This is a genomic window from Halosaccharopolyspora lacisalsi, from assembly GCF_014137975.1.
Taxonomy (GTDB): Bacteria; Actinomycetota; Actinomycetes; order Mycobacteriales; family Pseudonocardiaceae; genus Halosaccharopolyspora; species Halosaccharopolyspora lacisalsi.
Genome location: NZ_JACGWZ010000004.1, coordinates 437838 through 457159, shown reverse-complemented (window position 1 = coordinate 457159; position 19322 = coordinate 437838). Strand labels below are relative to the sequence as shown.

17 protein-coding genes are annotated in these 19322 nt (G+C 68.6%); 6 read left to right on the top strand and 11 right to left on the bottom strand.

All coding sequences use genetic code 11. The features are described from left to right. Positions 1–3: 3 nt before the first annotated feature. From FHX42_RS16275 to FHX42_RS16255, 5 genes are read right to left on the bottom strand one after another with little or no spacing between them, the layout of a single operon-like run. Positions 4–1458, bottom strand: coding sequence for an FGGY-family carbohydrate kinase (locus FHX42_RS16275; protein ID WP_182545224.1), 1455 nt, complete (start codon positions 1456–1458; stop codon positions 4–6). After that, the gene (locus FHX42_RS16270; protein WP_182545223.1) at positions 1455–2492 is read right to left on the bottom strand and encodes a 2-hydroxyacid dehydrogenase; all 1038 of its coding nucleotides are present in this window, start codon (positions 2490–2492) and stop codon (positions 1455–1457) included. Before FHX42_RS16270 ends, FHX42_RS16275 begins: the two co-directional genes overlap by 4 nt. A 13-nt stretch (positions 2493–2505) precedes the next feature. After that, entirely contained in the window at positions 2506–2994 is a 489-nt protein-coding gene (locus tag FHX42_RS16265; protein WP_182545222.1) for a ribose-5-phosphate isomerase, read from the bottom strand. 5 nt (positions 2995–2999) lie between these two features. Further along, the gene (locus FHX42_RS16260; RefSeq protein WP_182545221.1) at positions 3000–4730 is read right to left on the bottom strand and encodes a dihydroxyacetone kinase family protein; all 1731 of its coding nucleotides are present in this window, start codon (positions 4728–4730) and stop codon (positions 3000–3002) included. After that, positions 4730–5431 (bottom strand): HAD family hydrolase, encoded by a 702-nt coding sequence (locus tag FHX42_RS16255; RefSeq protein WP_182545220.1) that lies wholly within the window; start codon positions 5429–5431, stop codon positions 4730–4732. The genes FHX42_RS16260 and FHX42_RS16255 overlap by 1 nt, the downstream gene beginning before the upstream one ends. A 282-nt stretch (positions 5432–5713) precedes the next feature. On the opposite strand from FHX42_RS16255, the gene FHX42_RS16250 reads away from it, so the two are divergent. Together FHX42_RS16250 and FHX42_RS16245 are read left to right on the top strand one after the other, a co-directional pair. Then, positions 5714–7105 carry an MFS transporter gene (locus FHX42_RS16250; RefSeq protein WP_182545219.1) on the top strand — a complete coding sequence of 464 codons (1392 nt, stop codon included), beginning with the start codon at positions 5714–5716 and terminating at the stop codon, positions 7103–7105. A 69-nt stretch (positions 7106–7174) separates the two neighbouring features. After that, a complete protein-coding gene (locus tag FHX42_RS16245) occupies positions 7175–7933 on the top strand; it encodes an SDR family NAD(P)-dependent oxidoreductase (protein WP_182545218.1) in 759 nt (252 codons plus the stop codon). A gap of 227 nt (positions 7934–8160) precedes the next feature. Here the strand turns inward: FHX42_RS16245 and FHX42_RS16240 are convergent, their stop codons facing one another. After that, positions 8161–9183 (bottom strand): magnesium and cobalt transport protein CorA, encoded by a 1023-nt coding sequence (locus tag FHX42_RS16240; RefSeq protein WP_182545334.1) that lies wholly within the window; start codon positions 9181–9183, stop codon positions 8161–8163. A 303-nt stretch (positions 9184–9486) separates the two neighbouring features. Here FHX42_RS16240 and FHX42_RS16235 point away from each other — a divergent pair, with 303 nt between their 5' ends. Next, positions 9487–9879 carry a DUF2267 domain-containing protein gene (locus FHX42_RS16235; RefSeq protein WP_182545217.1) on the top strand — a complete coding sequence of 131 codons (393 nt, stop codon included), beginning with the start codon at positions 9487–9489 and terminating at the stop codon, positions 9877–9879. Positions 9880–9885: 6 nt separating this feature from the next. Here the strand turns inward: FHX42_RS16235 and FHX42_RS16230 are convergent, their stop codons facing one another. The 4 genes from FHX42_RS16230 to FHX42_RS16215 form a co-directional block, all read right to left on the bottom strand. Continuing rightward, on the bottom strand, positions 9886–10671 hold the full coding sequence (locus FHX42_RS16230) for an MBL fold metallo-hydrolase (RefSeq protein WP_182545216.1): 786 nt from the start codon (positions 10669–10671) through the stop codon (positions 9886–9888). Positions 10672–10843: 172 nt separating this feature from the next. Then, positions 10844–12235 (bottom strand): S28 family serine protease, encoded by a 1392-nt coding sequence (locus FHX42_RS16225; RefSeq protein WP_182545215.1) that lies wholly within the window; start codon positions 12233–12235, stop codon positions 10844–10846. A 150-nt stretch (positions 12236–12385) separates the two neighbouring features. Continuing rightward, positions 12386–13360 (bottom strand): coiled-coil domain-containing protein, encoded by a 975-nt coding sequence (locus FHX42_RS16220; RefSeq protein ID WP_182545214.1) that lies wholly within the window; start codon positions 13358–13360, stop codon positions 12386–12388. A 245-nt stretch (positions 13361–13605) separates the two neighbouring features. Further along, positions 13606–14196 carry a TetR/AcrR family transcriptional regulator gene (locus tag FHX42_RS16215; protein WP_182545213.1) on the bottom strand — a complete coding sequence of 197 codons (591 nt, stop codon included), beginning with the start codon at positions 14194–14196 and terminating at the stop codon, positions 13606–13608. Between the two features lie 449 nt (positions 14197–14645). On the opposite strand from FHX42_RS16215, the gene FHX42_RS16210 reads away from it, so the two are divergent. The 3 genes from FHX42_RS16210 to FHX42_RS16200 are packed head-to-tail and all read left to right on the top strand — an operon-like array spanning position 14646 to position 18156. Then, entirely contained in the window at positions 14646–16181 is a 1536-nt protein-coding gene (locus FHX42_RS16210; RefSeq protein ID WP_182545212.1) for an aldehyde dehydrogenase family protein, read from the top strand. A 53-nt stretch (positions 16182–16234) separates the two neighbouring features. After that, on the top strand, positions 16235–16588 hold the full coding sequence (locus FHX42_RS16205; RefSeq protein ID WP_182545211.1) for a hypothetical protein: 354 nt from the start codon (positions 16235–16237) through the stop codon (positions 16586–16588). A gap of 20 nt (positions 16589–16608) precedes the next feature. Further along, positions 16609–18156, top strand: a complete 1548-nt coding sequence (locus FHX42_RS16200; RefSeq protein WP_182545210.1) for a GMC family oxidoreductase — start codon at positions 16609–16611, stop codon at positions 18154–18156. Positions 18157–18362: 206 nt separating this feature from the next. Here the strand turns inward: FHX42_RS16200 and FHX42_RS16195 are convergent, their stop codons facing one another. Then, entirely contained in the window at positions 18363–19004 is a 642-nt protein-coding gene (locus FHX42_RS16195; RefSeq protein ID WP_182545209.1) for a cyclase, read from the bottom strand. Between the last annotated feature and the right edge of the window lie 318 nt (positions 19005–19322).

Genomic DNA, 19322 nt, shown 5'->3' with positions numbered 1-19322 from the left:
CTGTCAGTCCTGCCGCTGCCAGAGCGAACGGGCGGCGTCGAGCGTCTCGTGGTAGCGCTCGTAACCGCGTTCGTAGTGGTCACGGTAGTCGGGATTGGGGGCGACCTCGTGGGTACTGCCGGCCCACTGAGCCGGATCGACCGTTCCGCCCAGTGCCTGAGCCGCTGTCATCGCGGCGCCCCGCACTCCCATTCCGGGATCGTCGGAGATGAACAGGGAACGACCGAGCACGTCGGCGAAGACCTGACTCCACGGACCGGAACGAGTACCACCGCCGCAGGCGACGAGACGACCGGAGAGTCCGGCGGCTTCGAAACAATGGCGTGCGGCGTAGGCGATGCTCTCGCACACCGCGCGGACCACGTCGCTGCGCTTGGTGCCCAGGCGTACTCCGGTCAACTGACCGTGCGCACGGGGATCGGCGAACGGGGCGCGCTCTCCGCCCGGCGCCAGGAAGGGCAGCCCGGAAACACCGTTGGCCCCGGGAGGCGACTCCCGCAGCAATGACTCGAGTTCGGGGATGGAGGCCCCCACCAGCTCCAGGACCCAGTCGAGGCTGGCCGTGCCGACCATGGCCGCCATCGCCCGCAGGTGCCGGTTCTCGTCGGGGGTGGCAAGCCACATGCCGGACGGCTCCGGGTGGTCGTTGGTGACCGAGGCGCTGGTCATCACCTGGCAGGCCAGGGTGGTACCGACGATGAGCAAACCGTCGCCGGGTTCGGTCAGGCCACCACCGACGGCACACGCGGGCAGGTCGAACGGCCCCCCGGTCACGGGCAGGCCCGTGGGAAGTCCGAGCAGTTCCGCTCCCCGGCCGTTGAGGGGGAAGGTCTGCCGTGGTTCGGCCGGTTTGGCCAGCAGACGCCGATGCTCACCGAGCCCGCAGGCCCGTATCGCGTCCTCGTGGTAGCCACGGGTGTTCACGTCGAGAAACGGCACAGAGGCGTCCGAGGCGTCGACGGTGATCTCGCCGGTGAGAACGTGGATCAGCGAGTCCACGCAGTACCCGGCCACGGCCGCTCGCCGCAGGGAGTCCGGTTCGGTCTCGCTCAGGCTCGCCAGCAGCGGAGCCTGAGCACCGGGGAACAGTCCGTTGCCCGTGCGGTCGTGGACCTCGCGCACCGTGCCGTCGGAGCGCCACCGGTTGACGACGGGAGCGGCCCGACCGTCCAACCAGGAGATGGGCGGACGAACGGGGCGGGCGTCGGCGTCGCGGAGCCAGAGCCCGTCCCCCTGGCCGGTCAGGGCCAGCGCCTCGATCGGCCGGTCGGTACCGGCGCGCACCTGCCGCACCACCGTGGCCACCGTGTCGACGACGTTGTCGAAGTCCTGCTCCACACACCCGTCCGGGTACTGCACGAGCCTGGAGCACTCGCTGGCCTCGGCGTGGATGTGTCCTTCGGAGTCGAAGACCGCCGCCTTGGTCAGCGAGGTTCCGATGTCGACCGCGATGATCATGACTGCCGGTCCAGGACGTCGGGGTTGGCAACGTGGGCCAACGGCTCGCCGCGCGCGAAGCGCCCCACCTCCGCAGCCACGATACCGGCGGCGCGGTGCGCGGTCTGGCGAGTGGCGCCGGCCAGGTGGGGAGTGGCCACCACGTTCGGGGCTTCGTGCAGCGGCCAGTCGGCCGGCGGAGGTTCGGTGTCGTAGACGTCCACGGCCAGGGCACCGAGTCTCCCGCTGTGCAGCGCATCCGGTAGCGGCGCGTAGTCGAGCAGTCCGCCCCGAGCGGTGTTGACCAGCACCGCACCGTGCGGCATCAGGGCGAGCTTGTCGGCGTTGATGAGGTGCTTCGTCTCCGGGGTCAGCCGGGCGTGCAGGCTCACGACGCTGCTGCGGGTCAGCAGGTCGTCGAGCTCGACCGGCTCGACTCCGTCGTCGCGGACGTCGGCCGGGTCCGCGAACGGGTCGGCGACCAGGACGGTGGCTCCGAACGCCCGGAGCACGCGGGCGACGATGCGTCCGATCGCGCCGTAGCCGACCAGGCCCACCGTGGTGCCGTCCAGCTCGATCCCGGCGTCGGGATAGGCGTAGAGGTCACCGCGCCAGCGGCCCTGCTTGAGCTCGGAGTCCGAAGCGGGAATGCGCCGCATCGCCGCCAGCATCATGCCCACCGCGTACTCGGCGGCCGCGGCCGCGTTGCGTCCGGGAGCGTAAGTGACGGCCACCCCCGCACGAGTGGCCGCCCCCAGGTCCACGTTGACCGGACCGCCGCGTCCGACCGCCACCAACCGCAGCTGGGGGTTGCTCTCGAAGACCCGCTCGGTGAAGGGGGCCATCTGGGTCACGCTCACGGTGGCCCCGTCGAGTGCCTCGATGACCTGTTGCTCGGTGCCGCTGGCCTCCTCGACACCGCCGACCGGGCCGAACGGTTCGACGGGCCAGGGCAGCCGCAGCCCCGAGACCTCGGCACCGTCGAGCTCGGCGTGCAGCGCTTGTTCGAGCAGATCCGGCCCGACGAAGTGATCGCCCGCCGCAAGGATACGCACGATGGAGTCCTCCTTAGCTCGATGCCGAGGCACCGGCTTCGTTGCGGTGCTCGTAGTCGGTGATGTGGGCGACCTTGGCAGCGCTGGCCGAGCTGGGGTCGAAGGAGTACCCCAACCACTCGGTGACCAGGCGCTTGGCCAGTTCCGGACCGATGACGCGGGAGCCCATGGTCAGGATCTGGCAGTCGTTGGACTTGATGGAGCGTTCCACCGAGTACGAGTCGTGGGCGACGGTGGCCCGCACGCCCTCGACCTTGTTGGCCGAGACGCACATGCCGATGCCCGTCCCGCACACCAGCACGGCCCGGTCGGCCTCACCGCGAGCGACCGCTTCGGCGGCGGTCAGCGCCAGGCGCGGGTAGGCCCGGTCGTCGGCGGCGTCGGGCACTCCGAAGTCGACCACGTCGGCGACGCGGTCGTCGTCACCGACGAGGTCCCGCAGGATGTTCTTGAGCTCGACCCCGGCGTTGTCGGCGGCGAGCGCGAGCCTGAGTCCGGACATTTCGATCACTTCCCTTCCACGCCGACCGAGTCGCGCTCGGTCAGAGCACCGCCGATGGCGGTGACCATGAGTGCTAGCGAGGTGGCACCGGGGTCGGCGGTGCCCAGGTCGCGCCCTCCGATCCGGGAGGCGCGACCGCGTGCCGAGGTCAGCTCGGCCGTGGACGCGGCGGCTCTCGTCGCCTCGGCGGCGGACTCGGAGACCGCCCGCGACAGCTCCGCACCGGAACCGGCCTGTTTCCGCAGCGTGTCGCGGAAGACGACGAGCGCGTCCAACAGCGTCTTGTCACCGGGTTGAGCCCCGCTCAGCTCCACGACGGCGTCGAAGGAGCCCTCCAGCGCGGCGGCGAGCGAGCCCGTGTCGACCGCCTCGGCACCTCGCAGTCCCGCACCGGTCTCGCTGAGCAGCACTCCGTACAGCGCACCGGAAGCACCTCCGGCGGCATCGGCCAGCGCCGTCCCGGCCGCCAGCAAGGCGTCACCGACCGACCGGGGATCGCTGCCCCGACTGCCCGCGTGCTCGGCGGCCCGTACGGCGGCTCGCATTCCCCGCACGATCCCCTGACCGTGATCACCGTCCCCGGCAACGGCGTCGAGGCGTCCCAGCTCGTCCTCGTTGTTCGCCACGCTCTCCAGCGCAGCCGACAACAACTCGCCGACCACCCCGCCGCGGGAAATCGCGGCCGTTGCCTCGGGGGTCCCCTCCTCCGAAGTCGGGACATCGACCGGAGCGGAGCTCCGCGGGCCTGCGCTGCGGAAGCCGGGAGTGTCGCAGGCGTCGTCGTAGAGTTCGGCCATCTCGTCGTCGAGCACCATCAGCGACAGCGACAGTCCGGCCATGTCCAGCGAGGTGACGAACTCCCCCACCTCGGGCTGGTGGGGGGTGAGCCCGGCCGCCAGCAAGCGCGGATGGATCTCGGCATAGCAGGCGAACAGGTCCTCGTAGGTGGTGCTGCCCAGACCGTTGAGCAGGACCGCGACGCGACCGGCGTCGGACGGCAACTCCGGAAGCAGGGTGGTGACCAGCTCCTCGGCCAGCTCACCCGCGTTCATGCGCCCCACCGTGCGCGCGCCGGGCTCGCCGTGAATTCCCAGGCCCAGCGCGATCTGGGTGGAGTCCACCGTGAACAGGGGCTCGGGCTGGCCCGGCAGGGTGCAGCCGCTGAGGGTGGCCCCGTAGGTGCGGGTCATGGCGTTGGCCCTGTCGGCCACCTCGGCCACGGCCTCCAGACCGTAACCTCGTGCTGCGGCGGCTCCGGCCACCTTGAACACGAAGAAGTCGCCCGCCACCCCCCGGCGCTGCTCGGACCGCTCGGCCGATCCGCTGGCGATGTCGTCGGTGACCAGCACGGTACGGCTGTCGATGCCCTCGGCGGCCAACCTGCGCGCTGCCAGCCCGAAGTGCATCACGTCGCCGGAGTAGTTGCCGTAGCTGAACAGCACTCCCGCACCCGCGTCGACAGCACGTGCGGTGCGGTAGACCTGTTCGGCGCTGGGGCTGGTGAACACGTCACCGACGACCGCCGCGTCCGCCAGTCCCGGACCGACCAGGCCGGCGAAAGCCGGGTAGTGTCCGCAGCCGCCACCGACGATCACCGAGACCTTGCCCGGTTCGGGGGCCTGCCGCGCCCGCACGCCGTAGGCGCCGGGCACCTTGGCCAACGTGCGCCCGTAGGCGGCCGTCAGCCCGTTGATCCACGCGTCCTTGAACGATGCCCCGTCTACCAGCGACGTCATCACGCACTCTCCTGATCCATCACCGACGGTGTCAGCTCCAGCAGGGACCGCCGGACGCCGTCGAGCGTGGTGGCCACCACCGATGCCTTGTCCACCGCGTCCGGCTTGGGGGGATAGGTGGGGTTCGGGATCGCGATCACGGTCATGCCCGCCGCGTGGGCGGCGCGCAGGCCGTTGCTGGAGTCCTCCACCGCCGCGCACCGCGCACCCACCACGCCCAGCCGTCGAGCAGCCTGCTCGTAGACGTCCGGGTTGGGTTTGCCCTGCGGCACCTCCGCGCTGGAGACCGTCGCGGTGAAGCGGTCCGTGAGCCCGTTACCGGCCAGCACCGCGTCGATGAGCCTGCGGGGAGCCGAGGAGGCCAGTGCGATCGGTACCCGGGAGCTGACCTCGACCACCATGTCCCGCGCCCCGTCCAGCAGGTCGATGCGGCCGGCGCTCAGGGCCTCGACCATGTCGTCGACGACGGTGCGCTCCACCAGTTCCACCGAGTCGGAGGTGGCCGTGACCTCGGCGAGGTAGGCCGCCCACTCCGGAGCGCTCATGCCCTGCACCGTGGTCGTGTCCCGGGGACCCCACTCGTACCCGTGGCGCGCGGTGTAGCGCGTCCACATCTCCTCCCAGAGATGCTCGCTCTCGACCAGTACCCCGTCCATATCGAACACGACCGCCGCGACGGTATTCGCATGTTGAGCGCCCATCAACCCACCCTCCTTAACGATGTAAGCGCTAATTTAACACCAACAGCGATATAGGTCCACCCTTCCGTGTGACGACACAGCCATCGGTGCCCCCTCAAAGACCGAAGCTCCCTGCTCTGCCGCTTACCAACGACAAACTATGAGTAACGCCTTGCGCGATAAATTCACAAGGTGCATGATGTCCGGCAACATCGGGCGTGTCGCGGATCACGGAGCCCGCCCCGCAGGGCCGCTCGCCCGGTCGACCGAAACACGTTTCTCAAGTCGCCCTGGAGGCGGAACATGGCACAGCAGCCGCCCACACCGACGAGTCCCCCGGGCTCGGCCGGCCCACCCGCGCCCGACGAACAGCGCCGCGGTCTGCTGGAGCGGATCGGCATACCCAAGCCACTGACCTGGGGATTCGTCGGTGTGCTGATCTTCATGATCGGCGACGGCGTGGAGATCACCTACCTCACGGACTACCTGCAAAGGTCGGACGGCGGCGGCCTCGCCGGATCGCAGGCCAGCTTCGCGACCGTGACGATCTACGGCATCGCGGTGATGATCGCCTCGTGGTTCTCCGGAACGCTGTCCTCGATCTGGGGGCCTCGCCGCGTGATGTGGCTGGGTGCGGCCTGGTGGATCGTCTTCGAGGTCCTGTTCCTGTGGGTGGCGATCCCGACGCAGAGCTTCGCGCTCATCGTGACCATCTACGGCATCCGCGGCTTCGCCTACCCGCTGTTCTCCTACGCCTTCCTGGTCTGGGCGCAGGTGGCCAGCCCGGTGCACATGCGCGGCTCGGTCGCGGGCTGGTTCTGGTTCGTGTTCACCGGTGGTCTGCCCACGCTGGGCGCAGGAGTGGCCGCGCTGGCGACCGGTCCGCTGAACATGAGCCTGCACGGCAGCCTCGTGCTCTCGCTGGCACTGGTGGCCGTGGGTGCCGCCATCGGGTGCTTCGGGGTCCGCGAGCCGCACGGGACCCGACCCATCGCCGAGGCGGGCGTGGCCAATCCGCGAAGCCTCCGGCGGCTGTTCGAGGGCGTGGACATCCTCTGGCGGGACAAGCGGACCATCTCCGGCGGACTGACCCGGATCGTCAACACCGCACCGGAGTTCGGCTTCTTCGCCATGTTCCCGTTCACCTTCGGTCTCGACGGCGAGAACGGGTTCCTGACCACGGCGGAGATCGCCGCGCTGACCAGCATCGTCTACGGTGCCAACATCGCGGCGAACCTGTTCTTCGGCGTGTTCGGCGACTACTTCGGATGGCGGCGAACCGTGACCTGGTTCGGCTGCATCGGCTGCGCGATCGCCACTCCGCTGTGGTACTTCGCCTCGATCGCTTCGGGCAGCTTCGTCGTGTCCGCCGTGCTCGGCAGCATCTACGGCATCCTGCTGGCAGGGTTCGTGCCGCTGTCGGCCCTGATGCCGTCCATGGTCTCGGACAAGGACAAGGGCTCCGCGCTGGCGGTGCTCAACTTCGGCGCGGGCGGCGCCGCCCTGCTCGGCCCGCTGACGGTCACCGCGCTGTACCCCTTCCTCGGCGGCGGCGGAGTCGTCATCGCCTTCGCCCTGATGTACATCGCCGTGGGTTTCCTGTCGACTACGGTGAAGGACTCCAGCGACCCCGGCGAGAAGAAGCTACAGGACTCGGACGCCGTCGGAGCGAAGCAGGCACCGGCAGGAGCGTGAAGCGGCGGGGGCGCCGGTACGTGCCGGCGCCCCCGCACCGTCGACGAATCGACACCGAAAGGGGCCCACATGGGCATGGAGGCGTTCTCCCTTCAGGGCAAGGTCGCGCTGGTCACCGGAGGCGGCCAGGGAATCGGATGGGAGCTGGCCAAGGCGCTGCACTCGGCCGGGGCGCACCCGGTTATCGCCGAGATCAACGAGGAGACGGGGAAGAGCGCGGCCGACCAGCTCGACGGCGACTTCCTGCACCTCGACGTGACCGACTCCGGCCAGGTCACAGACGCGGTCCGGGGAATCGTGGCCGAACACGGTCATCTCGACGTTTCCGTGCACAACGCGGGGAAGGTGCACAACGCTCCCGGCGAGACGATGTCGGACGACTCCTGGCGCCAGGTACTGGGTCTCAACCTCGACGCCGTGTTCTACTGCTGCCGCGCGGTGGGCAACGTGATGCTGGAGCAGGGGTGCGGTTCGATCATCAACATCGCCTCCATGTCCGGGATGATCTCCAACCACCCGCAACCGCAGGTCTCCTACAACACCTCCAAGGCCGGCGTCATCATGCTCACCAAGTCGCTGGCCGGCGAGTGGGCGCCCCGTGGAGTCCGGGTCAACTCGATCTCACCCGGCTACATCGAGACCGACCTGCTCACCCAGGTGCGCACCGACCAGCCCGACCTGTTCTCCGGCTGGTTGGAACAGACCCCGATGGGGCGGGTGGGCCAGCCCCACGAACTCGGCCCGCTGGCCGTGTTCCTGGCCTCCGAGGCCAGCAGCTTCGTCACCGGCAGCAACGTCGTCGCCGACGGCGGTTTCACCTCCTGGTGACGGTCTCCCGGACACGCGAGAAGAGGGCCCCTCCCTCGGACTTGGGTTCTGGTGGTCGTCGCAACACCCGATCGCGATGGGACGGGATGAAGGGGTGAACGGACCGTTCTGGCAATCACACCGCCAAAGCGGTCCGTTCACCACGACGCCGGAACCACCTTCGAGTCGAACGACCCGGCGAGGAAGCCTCAGTCAGTGCGATCGACGGGTTCACCAGGAGGTGAGCCCTACAGCCAGCCCCGCCGGTGGAAGACGCCGTAGAGCACGACCCCGACGAGCAGCATCGCCACCAGCGCCATCGGGTACCCCCACGGCTGGTCCAGCTCGGGCATGTGGGTGAAGTTCATGCCGTAGACCGTAGCCACCAGGGTGGGGGTGAACAGGATCGCCGCCCAGGACGAGATCCGCTTCATGTCCTCGTTCTGCCGCAGGCTCGTCTCCGTCATGCGGGTGGCCTGCTCGTTCTGCCGCTGGGACAACAGCGAGGCGTTGACGCTGAGGATGTTGGACAGCAGTTGCCGGTGCGACTCCACCCGTTCGACGACCTGGGCCGCGTGGTCGCGCACGTCGCGCAGGTGGCGACGTAGCTCCACGTCACCCTCGTGGTGTTCCACCGTGGCATCCAGCGCGTCCAGGACGTCCAGCAGCGGGCGGGTGGCCCGCTGGAACTCGATCACTTCGCGGGACAGTCCGTAGATCCGGCGCGACACGGCCGGTTCACCGCCGAAGACCTCGCTCTCGATCTCGTCGAGATCGTTCTGCAGTCCCCGCTCCACGGGAAGGAGATCGTCGACCACACGGTCCAACAGCCCGTAGAGCACCGCGTCCGGCCCGTATCGCAGCAGATCGGGCTCGTTCTCCAAGCGCTGCCGCACCGGGGTCAGGTCGGACTTCTCGGCGTGGCGCACGGTGATGACGAAGTCGGGACCGACGAACACGTGCAGCTCACCGAGTTCCACGCTCTCCTGCTCGTCGTCGTAACGCGCCGGGCGCAGCACCAGGAACAGCATGTCGTCGTAACGATCCAGCTTCGGACGCTGATGGGCGTCCACGGTGTCCTCGACGGCCAGCGAGTGCAGACCGAACTCCTCGCGCGCCGAGCGGATCTCGGCATCGTCCGGGCGGTACAGCCCGATCCAGGCGAAACGACCCGGTCGGGACTCGGCCGAACGCAGCTGGTGGTACGCCTGTTCCAGACTCTCGCAGCTGCGCTCGCGCCGACCATCGGCATAGACGGCACCACCCACCATCGCCACAGTACGGTCACCTCCTCGAGACGACGATTATCGCGGAGCACCGAGGTCAGCTCGATAACGGGTACCCGGCGCACGTCACGATCCGCTACTCCGACCACCTCGGTTCGCTCCCCACCGCGAACCGTCATCACTCGATCAGAAGGCCGCACAACGACCCGGAGCCAGTACCGTGCGCGTGGCCCGCGAAGGCACCGCGCTTCCCGCGCTGTCGAACCACGACGTTGTTTGAGTCGGCTGGCCACCGGGAACGAACTCGACAAAAGCAACCGACGACGAGCGAGCAGGGGAGCACTCGCGATGAAGTACGAAGAGTTCCTGAAGGGCGTCGGCCAGCGCGGCGGCCCCACCGACCGCGAGCACGCCGACGCCGCCAGCAAGATGGTGCTGAGCGCGATCGGTCAGCGCCTGGCGGGACAAGAACCGCGCGAGCTGGCCAGCCAGCTGCCTCCGGAACTGCAGGATCCGCTCGTCCAGCACACCGGATCCGCCGAGATCGGCGACGACCTCGACGACTTCCTGCGCCGGGTCGCCGATCGCGAGGGACGCGGATGTCCCCCGGAGAAGGCCCTCGAACACAGCCGTGCCGTGCTGAGCACCATGGCCAGCTTCGTCACGGAAGGTGAGCTGCAGGACATGCGTTCCCAGCTACCGGCCGGATACGCCCCGCTGTTCGAACCCGCCACGAGCTGAACGACCTCAGCTCCGGCGGGCGCGGAAGCCGTAGGTCTCGCCGTGGGCGGGGCAGTGGAAACGTGCCGCCACCGGTGAGTTCCGTGCGGCTTCTCGCAGGTCGTCGAGTCCGGAGCGGAAGACGGAGTAGTCGTCGTAGTGGATCGGTACGGCCGTTCGCGGATCCACGACCTCGACCGCGCGGACGGCCTGTTCACCGGTCATGGTCACCACGGTGCCCAACAGCGTCGTCCCGCCAGCGTGCACCAGCGCGAGACCGATGTCGGGATACCAGCGGGCGATGTCGTGCAACCGGTCGTGAAGCAGGGTGTCACCGGTGGTGCAGAGCCGAAAGCGGTGCGCGTCGCCCTGGTAAAAGTCGAGCATGGAGCCCATCACCGGCGGCAGCACCCCCGCCACGTGGTCGGACGCGTGCTTACCCGGCACGGAGGTGATCCGCAGCCGCGCATCGCCGCGGAGGATCTCCTGCTCCTGCCAGGTCTCCAGCGCGTGTCCACCGGTGAAGCCCTGGTCGCGGAGCTGCTGGACGGCGTGGTCGTCGATGGCGATCGGCAGGTCCTCGCCGAGTTCCCCGGCCACCACGTCGTCGAAGCGGTCACCGTGGTGGTGGGACAGCACGATCAGGTCCAGCGGTGGCAGCTCGGCGATCCGGCACGCGGGGTCGACTTCACGGCGTGCGTACATACCGTGCCCCAGGTGTACGTGCTCGCCGCGGCGCAGGAAGGTCGGATCGGTCAGGACCGTCGATCCGGCGTAGCGGATGAGCGTGGTGGCGTTGCCGAAGAAGTACACCTCCCCCGGCCGAAGTCCGCACCTCGTTCACCCGCCAGCTCGATCGGCCCGGTCGTGGTCTCTCCCCGCGCGTTCCGGTTTGGAGCGGTACTTTCCCGCACCGACCCACCGCGCGACCGGAGCAGACACCGAACGTCGCTACAGCCCGCGTCCGTGAGCGACCGGCCACCGGTCACAACGGCCGGTGCGGCATCGGCCGATCATCGAGTCCGGGAAGGAACGGCTGAGCGTCGAGCAGGCTCGCCTCCTCGCCGACACCGGCCCAGCGCCGCACGGCCGCGATGGCCTGCCGACGCTGCTCGTCCGCTAAGCCCGCGATCTCCGAACCGTGGTTGCCACCCGGCACCGTGCGAACGGCGGAATCGCGTGTTCCCGGACCGAGGCGGAACGGCTCGGCGCTCCACGGGTCGTTCTCGCCGTAGACGAACAGCAACCGTTGCCCCGCGTACCGTACCCAGCGGTCGACCCGGTCCATCACGTGAGGACGGAACCGCATCGGGATCTCTCGTGGCACGAGCCCACGGGGATGCAGCAGCTGCTCGTGGTGCAGCAGGTCCTCCAGCTCGGTGGGCGTGACATGAGGCCAACCGAGCTGAGTGCCCGCCTGGTAGTAGTAGGGAACGTAGGGGCGGATTCCCTGGTCGGTGTAGAAGGAGAATCCCACGGTCGCGTCGATGAACTCGTAGATCGCGTCCGTGCTCGCCGTGGTGGCCGGGATCGCATCGCGGTCGGTGAGACCGCGGTACTGCCAGAAGGCGAAGCGGGTGTCCACCACCGACATCTCCAGCCCCCGCTCGATGCCCCCGATGACGCGGTCGAACGTGAACCCCTGGGAAGCGGCGCGAGCGCGGAGCCGCGCCACCAGCTCGTCCCTGCGGATCAGGGCCTGCCGTTGCAGGGCGGTCAGCGCCGCACGACACTCGGCGGTACCCACGTTGGCCAGGAACTCGTCGTAGTGGTCGCGCTCGTTGTCGACGTTGTTCGGGGCGACGTAGGCGATCGTGCCCGCGACGTCGTGCGGATGGAGGCATCGGTGGTAGATCGCCGTCATCCCACCCTTGCTGGCGCCCGTGGTGATCCACCTGGCTCGGTAGACCTCGCCGAGCACCCGGATGATCCGGTGCTCGTCGGCGGCCATCTGCCGGATGGTCAGCTCGTTCCAGTCGACCGGGTTCGGACGGGATTCCCCGAAGAACCGGTGCTCGATGCTGATCTGGTTGGCGTCCAGCAATCGGGTCGGTTCGGCCCGGAACGGGCCCTCGGGAACATCGTAACCACTGGTGTGGGCGACCACGGGTCGTTCGAAACCGCGATGCAGCAACGTCAGGCGCTGCCGGAACAGCCCGGAGGCGGGATCGGCGTGGTCGACGGGCTGAACGAAGTCCAGTTCGAGGAACCGGAACCCCCGTGGGGCGGTGTGTTCACCCACCACGGTCAGTCCCGGCACCGTTTCCAGGGCTTCGTTCAGTCGCCGCCCGCTCGCGGCGGCCACGGCAGGAAGCACCGTGCCCGACCCCAGCAGCGCGTACGCGGCGAACCCCGTGAGGACACTGCGTCGTCTCATCGCCGACTCCCGGTACGGCATCGCACTGAAGCTGCCGAAACTACCGTGGATGTTCCCGGGAACGGAGCGTTGTCGTATTCGCGACACGCCTCGACGACGCGACCGGTGTCCGCACGAGGACGCTGACGCGCTCCGCCGACCACATCGACCTCAGACGCCTTCGGTCGCCACCTCCCGCTCGGACTCGTCGCTGTCGGGATTCGACTCACGTTGCCTGGGAACGACGAGGGTCTGACCGTGTTCGCCGGTCATGAGGTGACCGTTCTGACCGTTGACGGCCACGTACACGTCGGCGTCCTCGGTCTCGGTCCCTCCCACCGACGCGGCCAGCAACGGCTCGGCATCGCCGAGTATGTGCTGGGCCGAACGCACCTTTTCGGCCACGGTGCGCCGCACTTCGCGCATGGTCTCGACCTGTTCGTTGGCCCGCACGAGTCGCCGTTCGGCCTCGGCCGCGGCCTCGGTGACCCGCCGCTCGGCCTCCTCGCGACTGGCGCGATCACGTTCGGCGAGTACCCGCATCGCTTCCTCGCGGCGGGCGGCCATCGCGATCTCGAAGTCCTGCTCGATCTGGGTGCGGCGCTGTTCGGCCTCGGTGTCGAGCTTGCGGCGGTACTGCTCGGCCTCCTCCGACATGCGCTGAACCTCTTGACGAGTGTGCTCCAGCACTTCCGTGCGCTGCTGGTCGCACTCCCGTCGCCAATTGTCGGCCTCGTTGACCAACCGCTCGTAGCGGCCGCGCAGCTCGGCCGCGGCCTGCTCCGAACGGGACCACTCGTGTTCGGCGGCTGCGCGGGCGGAGGCGACGACCTCGGCGGCCTCGTCGTTGGCCAGCCGCACCATCCGACGCAGCCGCTCGGACAACGCCGTCTCGTCGACCGGGGCCCGACACGCGGCGTCGAGCTGACGCCGCAACGACTCGATCTCCTCCCGTGCCTGCTCGAGTTCGGCGGAGAGGTCGGAGACCTGACTCAACGCCGAATCGCGATCCTCGGTGAGCATCCGGACTTCGTTCTCGGTCTGTTGGATGTAGAACTGCACCTGCGATCGGCGGAATCCACGCCACACGACGTCGAAATCCGACTTCAGCGGCACGAGTTCCCGATCCTCGCTGTTGTGCCCCACGGTCTCACCCCACTCAGGTTGATCTTGTTCGAACTGTTGGGAGCGAGCCACGCCCCGACGCGGCAGTTTCCGTTGTACACCCGAAAAACACTCCACGGTGTGCTCCACCCGACTGAACCTGGTGGACCGCACGGCCACCGAGCTCCTCGGTGTAGACGGATCGCTACCAGCGATTGTCCACCCCTACCGCGCAGGAGATCAACTGCCCTGAGCGAAAATTCCGATGTCCGTGCGGTAGCGGAACATCAACCCTCGGCGACGGGGCGCAGGGCACGCCGGAAAATCGCCTCCACCTCGTCACGAGGCGGTATCGGATCACGAACGATCCCCTGCAACAGGAGTCCACAGAAGACGGTGGACAGCATCCGGCCGGTTACCGAATCGGTATACGAGGTGAAAAGCTCCATCAGGGCCACGTCCCACTCGGTACTGGCCTGCTGCAACGCCGGGCGGTGCAGCGCGGCCACGTAGAGTTCGTGCTCCACGACGGTACGTGCTCGCTCCGGACCGAGGAATTCCAGCACGAGATCGGTCAGCGCCGCCGCCAGATCCGCGTTCGCGGGCAGCCCCTCGGCCCACTGACGCAATTGCACCACGTTGTCCTGAGCGGCCTGCTGCAACGCGACGGCGAGCAGATCGTCGAGCGTGGAGAAATGATAGGTCGTCGAACCGAGCGGAACACCGGCCTGAGCGGCGACAGCACGGTGAGTCACCTTGTCCACGCCGCGCTCGGCGACGACGGTGATGGCCGCGCGCGCGATGCGCTCACGCCGCGTCGGATCCCGTCGGGAGGAGCGGACGTCCTTGCCGACGGCAGCGGATTCCGTGACTGACATCGCCTGCGGTGAACCTCCGACCAAACTACCCCCGACCTCCGAGTGCCCCCTCAGGATGCCATGAACCCGACCACTCGTGGTGCGACCCAACTCACCGGGACAGTGTTCGGCCTGGTCAGCACGCACGAGAAAAGCCGACGGACGGCCACCCCGGGCGTTTTGATGTACAAATGTACATCCGGCCTGCTACGGTCTTGCACAGACAACGAACGCGCCACCACCGAAGCGGCTCGCCAGGAGGTGAAGTTCGGGATATCGCCATCGCGGTGGTGGTGAGCGGCGAATTCCGACAACAGGACGTTTCGCCGGGGCAACTACGGCGGCCGGTGCCGGCCACGAGTCACGAGCACGCCGCCGCGTACCGCGATTCGCGCGAAGCCGTCGTCGGCCGAAAACCACGCCCGACTCGGCCGCGGTCCGACGATCGAAACCACGACAGGGGAACCACCATGCCGCAGACCGAAGTTTCTCCGGAGGGCACCGAGCACGTCAGCCCGGCCTCCTCGGAGACCGGAAGCACGTTGTACATCGACGGTGCCTGGACGTCCGCGAACGCGGGCGGGACTCGCGAGATCCGCTGCCCGTCCGACGGCAGCGCGGTCGCCAAGGTCGCCGAAGCCGAGCGCGTGGACGCCGAGCGCGCCATCGCCGCCGCACGTCGCGCCTTCGACGACGGCGCCTGGGCCAACACCCCCGCCTGGGAGCGCGGCGACCTGCTGATCCGCGTCAGCGACATCCTGGTCCGCGACCGCGAGGAGTTCGCCAGGGCCGAGTCGTTGGACACCGGCAAGAGGCTGGTGGAAAGCGGCTACGACATGGACGACATCGCCGCGTGCTTCCGCTACTTCGGCAAGATCGCCGGAACGGACGCGGGGCACGTCGTCGACACGGGGTCGACGGACGCGATCAGCCGGGTCACCCACGAACCCGTCGGGGTGTGCGGGATGATCACACCCTGGAACTTCCCGCTGCTCCAGGTGGCCTGGAAGGTCGCTCCGGCACTGGCCGCGGGGAACACCTTCGTGCTCAAGCCCAGTGAGCTCACCCCCGCGACCGCGATCCTGCTGTTGCGCACGCTCGAGGAAGCGGGACTGCCCGCCGGCGTGGGCAACCTGGTGCTCGGCAGCGGTCAGGAGGTCGGCTCGGTACTGGCCGAGCACCCCGACGTCGATCTGGTGTCGTTCACCGGCGGACTGCACACCGGTCGCGTCATCGCCGCCTCCGCCGCGGCCACGGTCAAGCGGGTGGCGCTGGAGCTCGGGGGCAAGAACCCCAACGTGGTCTTCGCCGACGCGGACTTCGAGACCGCCGTCGACTACGCGATGACCGCGATCTTCCTGCACTCCGGCCAGGTCTGCTCCGCGGGAGCACGCCTGATCGTGCAGGACGAGATCCACGACGCCCTGGTCGACGAGATCGTGCGCAGGGCCGAGCTCATCCGCATCGGCGGCCCGTTCGATCCCGATGCCGAGACCGGGCCGCTGATCTCGGCCGAGCACCGCCGCAAGGTCGAGGAACACGTCGAGAAGGCCATCGGCGAGGGTGCCGTACTGCGCACCGGTGGGCGCCGTCCCGAGGGCGAGGAGTACGCCAACGGCTACTTCTACCTGCCCACGGTGCTGGACGAGGTGCAGCAGGGGTCCTACGCCGTGACCGAGGAGTCCTTCGGCCCGGTGCTGACGGTGGAGCGCTTCACCGACGAGGACGACGCCGTGCGCATCGCCAACGACACCCACTACGGCCTGGCCGGCGCGGTGTTCACCTCCGACGTGAGCAAGGCCCAGCGCGTCGCGGGCAGGCTCCGCCACGGCACGGTCTGGATCAACGACTTCCACCCCTACCTGCCCCAGGCCGAGTGGGGTGGCTTCAAGCAGTCCGGAAGCGGACGTGAACTGGGACGTGGCGGCCTGGCCGAGTACCAGGAGTCCAAGCACATCTACCAGAACCTGCGGCCCGAACCACAGGGCTGGTTCTCGGAGCGGTGACCACCCTTCGGTAAGAACCGTCGCCCTCCTTGTTTCTCCGCGACGACCACCCGGTGTCGACGTGTCCCGACCACGTCGACGCGGGGAAGGAGTTCGGGCATGAGGGTCGGTTCTCGCTGGGCCGGTTCGGCCTTCCGGTCAACATCCTCGCCGTGCCTTGGGGCGGGGGCATGGTGACCAACCCGGGCTGGCCGCGCCGCGTCGTCTACAACGCCACACCGCCCTACCACCGGTGCTCGCGGTGGAGCGCCGTGCTGTTCGTGAGCGTGGTGGTCCTGGGCGGTTTCGGCTACTACTGGTTCAGGCAGCGCCATCGCACCGGTGTGCTCTCCGAGCACGCGGCCCCCGGTGGCACCGACACCGCCGAGGACGCGGCGGCCTACGAAACCAAATCCGTCGTCTCGTGAACCCGACAGGAGAGGTGACCATGACCGAATCGTTCGACTACGTCGTCGTGGGTGGTGGCAGCGCGGGAGCTGCCGTGGCCGCCCGGTTGTCCGAGGACCCCGACACCAGCGTCTGCCTGCTGGAAGCCGGGCCCTCCGATGTGGACAAATCCGCGGTGCTGGAGCTGGACCGCTGGATGAACCTGCTGGAGTCCGGCTACGACTGGGACTACCTCGTCGAACCGCAGGAGTCCGGGAACTCCTACCTGCGCCACGCGCGCGCCAAGGTGCTCGGCGGATGCTCCTCGCACAACTCCTGCATCGCCTTCTGGGCTCCCGCCGAGGACCTCGACGAGTGGGAGTCGATGGGCCTGCCCGGCTGGGGGTCCAAGGACATCTTCCCGCTGTACCGCCGACTGGAGAACAACGACGGCCCCGGTGAGCACCACGGGCGCAACGGTCCGGTGACGCTGCGCAGCGTCCCCCCGGAGGACCCCTCCGGCGTGGCGCTGTTGCAGGCCTGCGACCAGGCGGGGATCCCGACCACCGAGTTCAACTCCGGACGCACCGTCACCCACGGCGCGAACTGGTTCCAGATCAACGCTCGCGAGGACGGCACCCGTTCCTCCTCGTCGGTGTCCTACCTGCACCCGATCATGGGCAAGCGTCCCAATCTGGAGATCCGCACCGAGGTCCGCGCCAAGAAGGTGGCCTTCGACGGCACGCGGGCCACCGGTGTCGACTACCTGGACGCCGACGGGATGCACACCAGGCGGATCAACGCCCGCCGCGAGGTCGTGCTCAGCACCGGGGCCATCGACACTCCGAAACTGCTGATGCTCTCGGGGATCGGCCCCGCCGAGCACCTGCGCGAGGTCGGTGTCGACGTGCTCGTGGACTCCCCCGGTGTCGGGTCGAACCTGCAGGACCACCCCGAGGGCGTCATCGGTTGGGACGCCAAGAAGCCGATGGTGACCGAGTCCACCCAGTGGTGGGAGATCGGGATCTTCACCACGACCGAGCCGGGGCTGGACCGGCCGGACCTGATGTTCCACTACGGTTCGGTGCCCTTCGACATGAACACCGCCCGCTACGGCTACCCGACCACGGAGAACGGCTTCTGCCTGACTCCCAACGTCACCCGCAGCCGCTCGGTCGGAACCGTGCGGTTGCGCACGTCGGACTTCCGGGACAAGCCCGCGGTCGACCCGCGCTACTTCACCGACCCGCACGACATCCGGGTCATGACCTACGGCATCAAGCTGGCCCGCGAGATCGTCGAGCAGCCGGCCATGAGCGAGTGGGCGGGGGCCGAGCTGCACCCCGGTCCGGACGCGCGCAGTGACGACGAGATCGCAGACTACCTGCGTCGCACGCACAACACCGTGTACCACCCGGCGGCGTCGGTTCCGATGGGCGCCGACGACGACGCGAACGCCCCGCTGGACGCGCGGCTGCGGGTCAAGGGTGTGCAGGGCCTGCGGGTCGCCGACGGCTCGGCGATGCCGTTCCTGGTGGCGGTCAACCCGAACATCACCACCATGGCCATCGGCGAGAAGTGCTCGGACATGCTCAAGGAGGACGCCTGAGAGTCACGTTCGAGCTCGCGTGACGCGACCCTGCCCCGAACACGGCCGCGTCGCGAACGGTCCCCCTCCCGTCCCCCGTCCGGGAGGGGGACCTTTCATATCTCGGTGACGGACGTGGTGCGCCGGATCCGGCGGCAGGCCGACCCGCCGACACACCGGTGTGCGGTGTCCCGCGCGAGGACACCGGACACCGTCGACCGGACGACTCACTCGATGGTCGTGGTGGTCAGCACCGGGTTGGGGGTCGGGTAGCAGTTGCTCGGGACGTCGATCTCGCCGAGGACCGACGAGACGGCGGCGTCCGGGATCAGGCCGGGATCGTCGTAACCGGTCCCGTGGAGCTTGGTTTCGATCGTCCCGGAATCACCCGCCGCGAGGCGAGCGGTGACCGTGGGTAACTCGTAGGTCTCGCCACCCCCGATCGGACCGGTGATGCGCACCGTGGCGACTCCGCCGCTGACGCTGATCTCCGGCGGCGTCGAGCCGAGGTTCGAGCCTCCGGTCAGCTCGGTACCGGCCAGGGTGGAGTTCGCCGGCACGGGAATCTTCAGGGCGAGGTTCTCGACCCTGTTGACGGTGTAACCGTTGACCTCCTCGGGAGCCGCCTCCGGCGCGGGGTCGATGACGACGTCGAACGCCGATCCGGCGGGAACCGTTCCCGGTGCGGTGATATCGGTGCTCTGTTGCAGGCTGAACATCTGCGCACCCAGCGGCGAGTCGCCCGAGCAGTCGAAGTTGTGCTCGAACGTGGCCGCCGTGGCCGGCGAGGACACTGCGAACATCGTCAGGACGGAGCAGGCGGCGACGGCCAAGCTGCGGGCGCCGAACAGGCGCGACCGGGGGTTCATGGGACTCACCTCGGAATTCGTCGTGGACGTGAGTGGGTGCCGCGCGACTCAGCGATGGTTACTGGCGCGTAAGCAAAGCGTCAACGATGCCCACCCGGAGACGCCGCCACGAATACCGATTCCGATGACGCACCCTCACCGAAAACCGGACCGGCAACCGCCGCGGGGGTGAACCGATCCGACAACGAGAACGTTTCGACAACACTCGCTCGGAGTACGCGATAACGCCGAGCAAGCCAAAACCCCCTGAACGGATTTTTATGAGATTACCGAGTTCCGTAATGTCGTTGCGGCGGCCGAGCGGGGCTTCCCGGCCGG

Excerpts from the sequence above, each read along its gene's own strand:
- FHX42_RS16275 (WP_182545224.1), bottom strand. The coding sequence starts at position 1,458 with ATGATCATCGCGGTCGACATCGGAACCTCGCTGACCAAGGCGGCGGTC.
- FHX42_RS16265 (WP_182545222.1), bottom strand. The coding sequence starts at position 2,994 with ATGTCCGGACTCAGGCTCGCGCTCGCCGCCGACAACGCCGGGGTCGAG.
- FHX42_RS16260 (WP_182545221.1), bottom strand. The coding sequence starts at position 4,730 with ATGACGTCGCTGGTAGACGGGGCATCGTTCAAGGACGCGTGGATCAAC.
- FHX42_RS16255 (WP_182545220.1), bottom strand. The coding sequence starts at position 5,431 with ATGGGCGCTCAACATGCGAATACCGTCGCGGCGGTCGTGTTCGATATG.
- FHX42_RS16250 (WP_182545219.1), top strand. The coding sequence starts at position 5,714 with ATGGCACAGCAGCCGCCCACACCGACGAGTCCCCCGGGCTCGGCCGGC.
- FHX42_RS16245 (WP_182545218.1), top strand. The coding sequence starts at position 7,175 with ATGGGCATGGAGGCGTTCTCCCTTCAGGGCAAGGTCGCGCTGGTCACC.
- FHX42_RS16240 (WP_182545334.1), bottom strand. The coding sequence starts at position 9,183 with ATGGTGGGTGGTGCCGTCTATGCCGATGGTCGGCGCGAGCGCAGCTGC.
- FHX42_RS16235 (WP_182545217.1), top strand. The coding sequence starts at position 9,487 with ATGAAGTACGAAGAGTTCCTGAAGGGCGTCGGCCAGCGCGGCGGCCCC.
- FHX42_RS16225 (WP_182545215.1), bottom strand. The coding sequence starts at position 12,235 with ATGAGACGACGCAGTGTCCTCACGGGGTTCGCCGCGTACGCGCTGCTG.
- FHX42_RS16215 (WP_182545213.1), bottom strand. The coding sequence starts at position 14,196 with ATGTCAGTCACGGAATCCGCTGCCGTCGGCAAGGACGTCCGCTCCTCC.
- FHX42_RS16210 (WP_182545212.1), top strand. The coding sequence starts at position 14,646 with ATGCCGCAGACCGAAGTTTCTCCGGAGGGCACCGAGCACGTCAGCCCG.
- FHX42_RS16200 (WP_182545210.1), top strand. The coding sequence starts at position 16,609 with ATGACCGAATCGTTCGACTACGTCGTCGTGGGTGGTGGCAGCGCGGGA.
- FHX42_RS16195 (WP_182545209.1), bottom strand. The coding sequence starts at position 19,004 with ATGAACCCCCGGTCGCGCCTGTTCGGCGCCCGCAGCTTGGCCGTCGCC.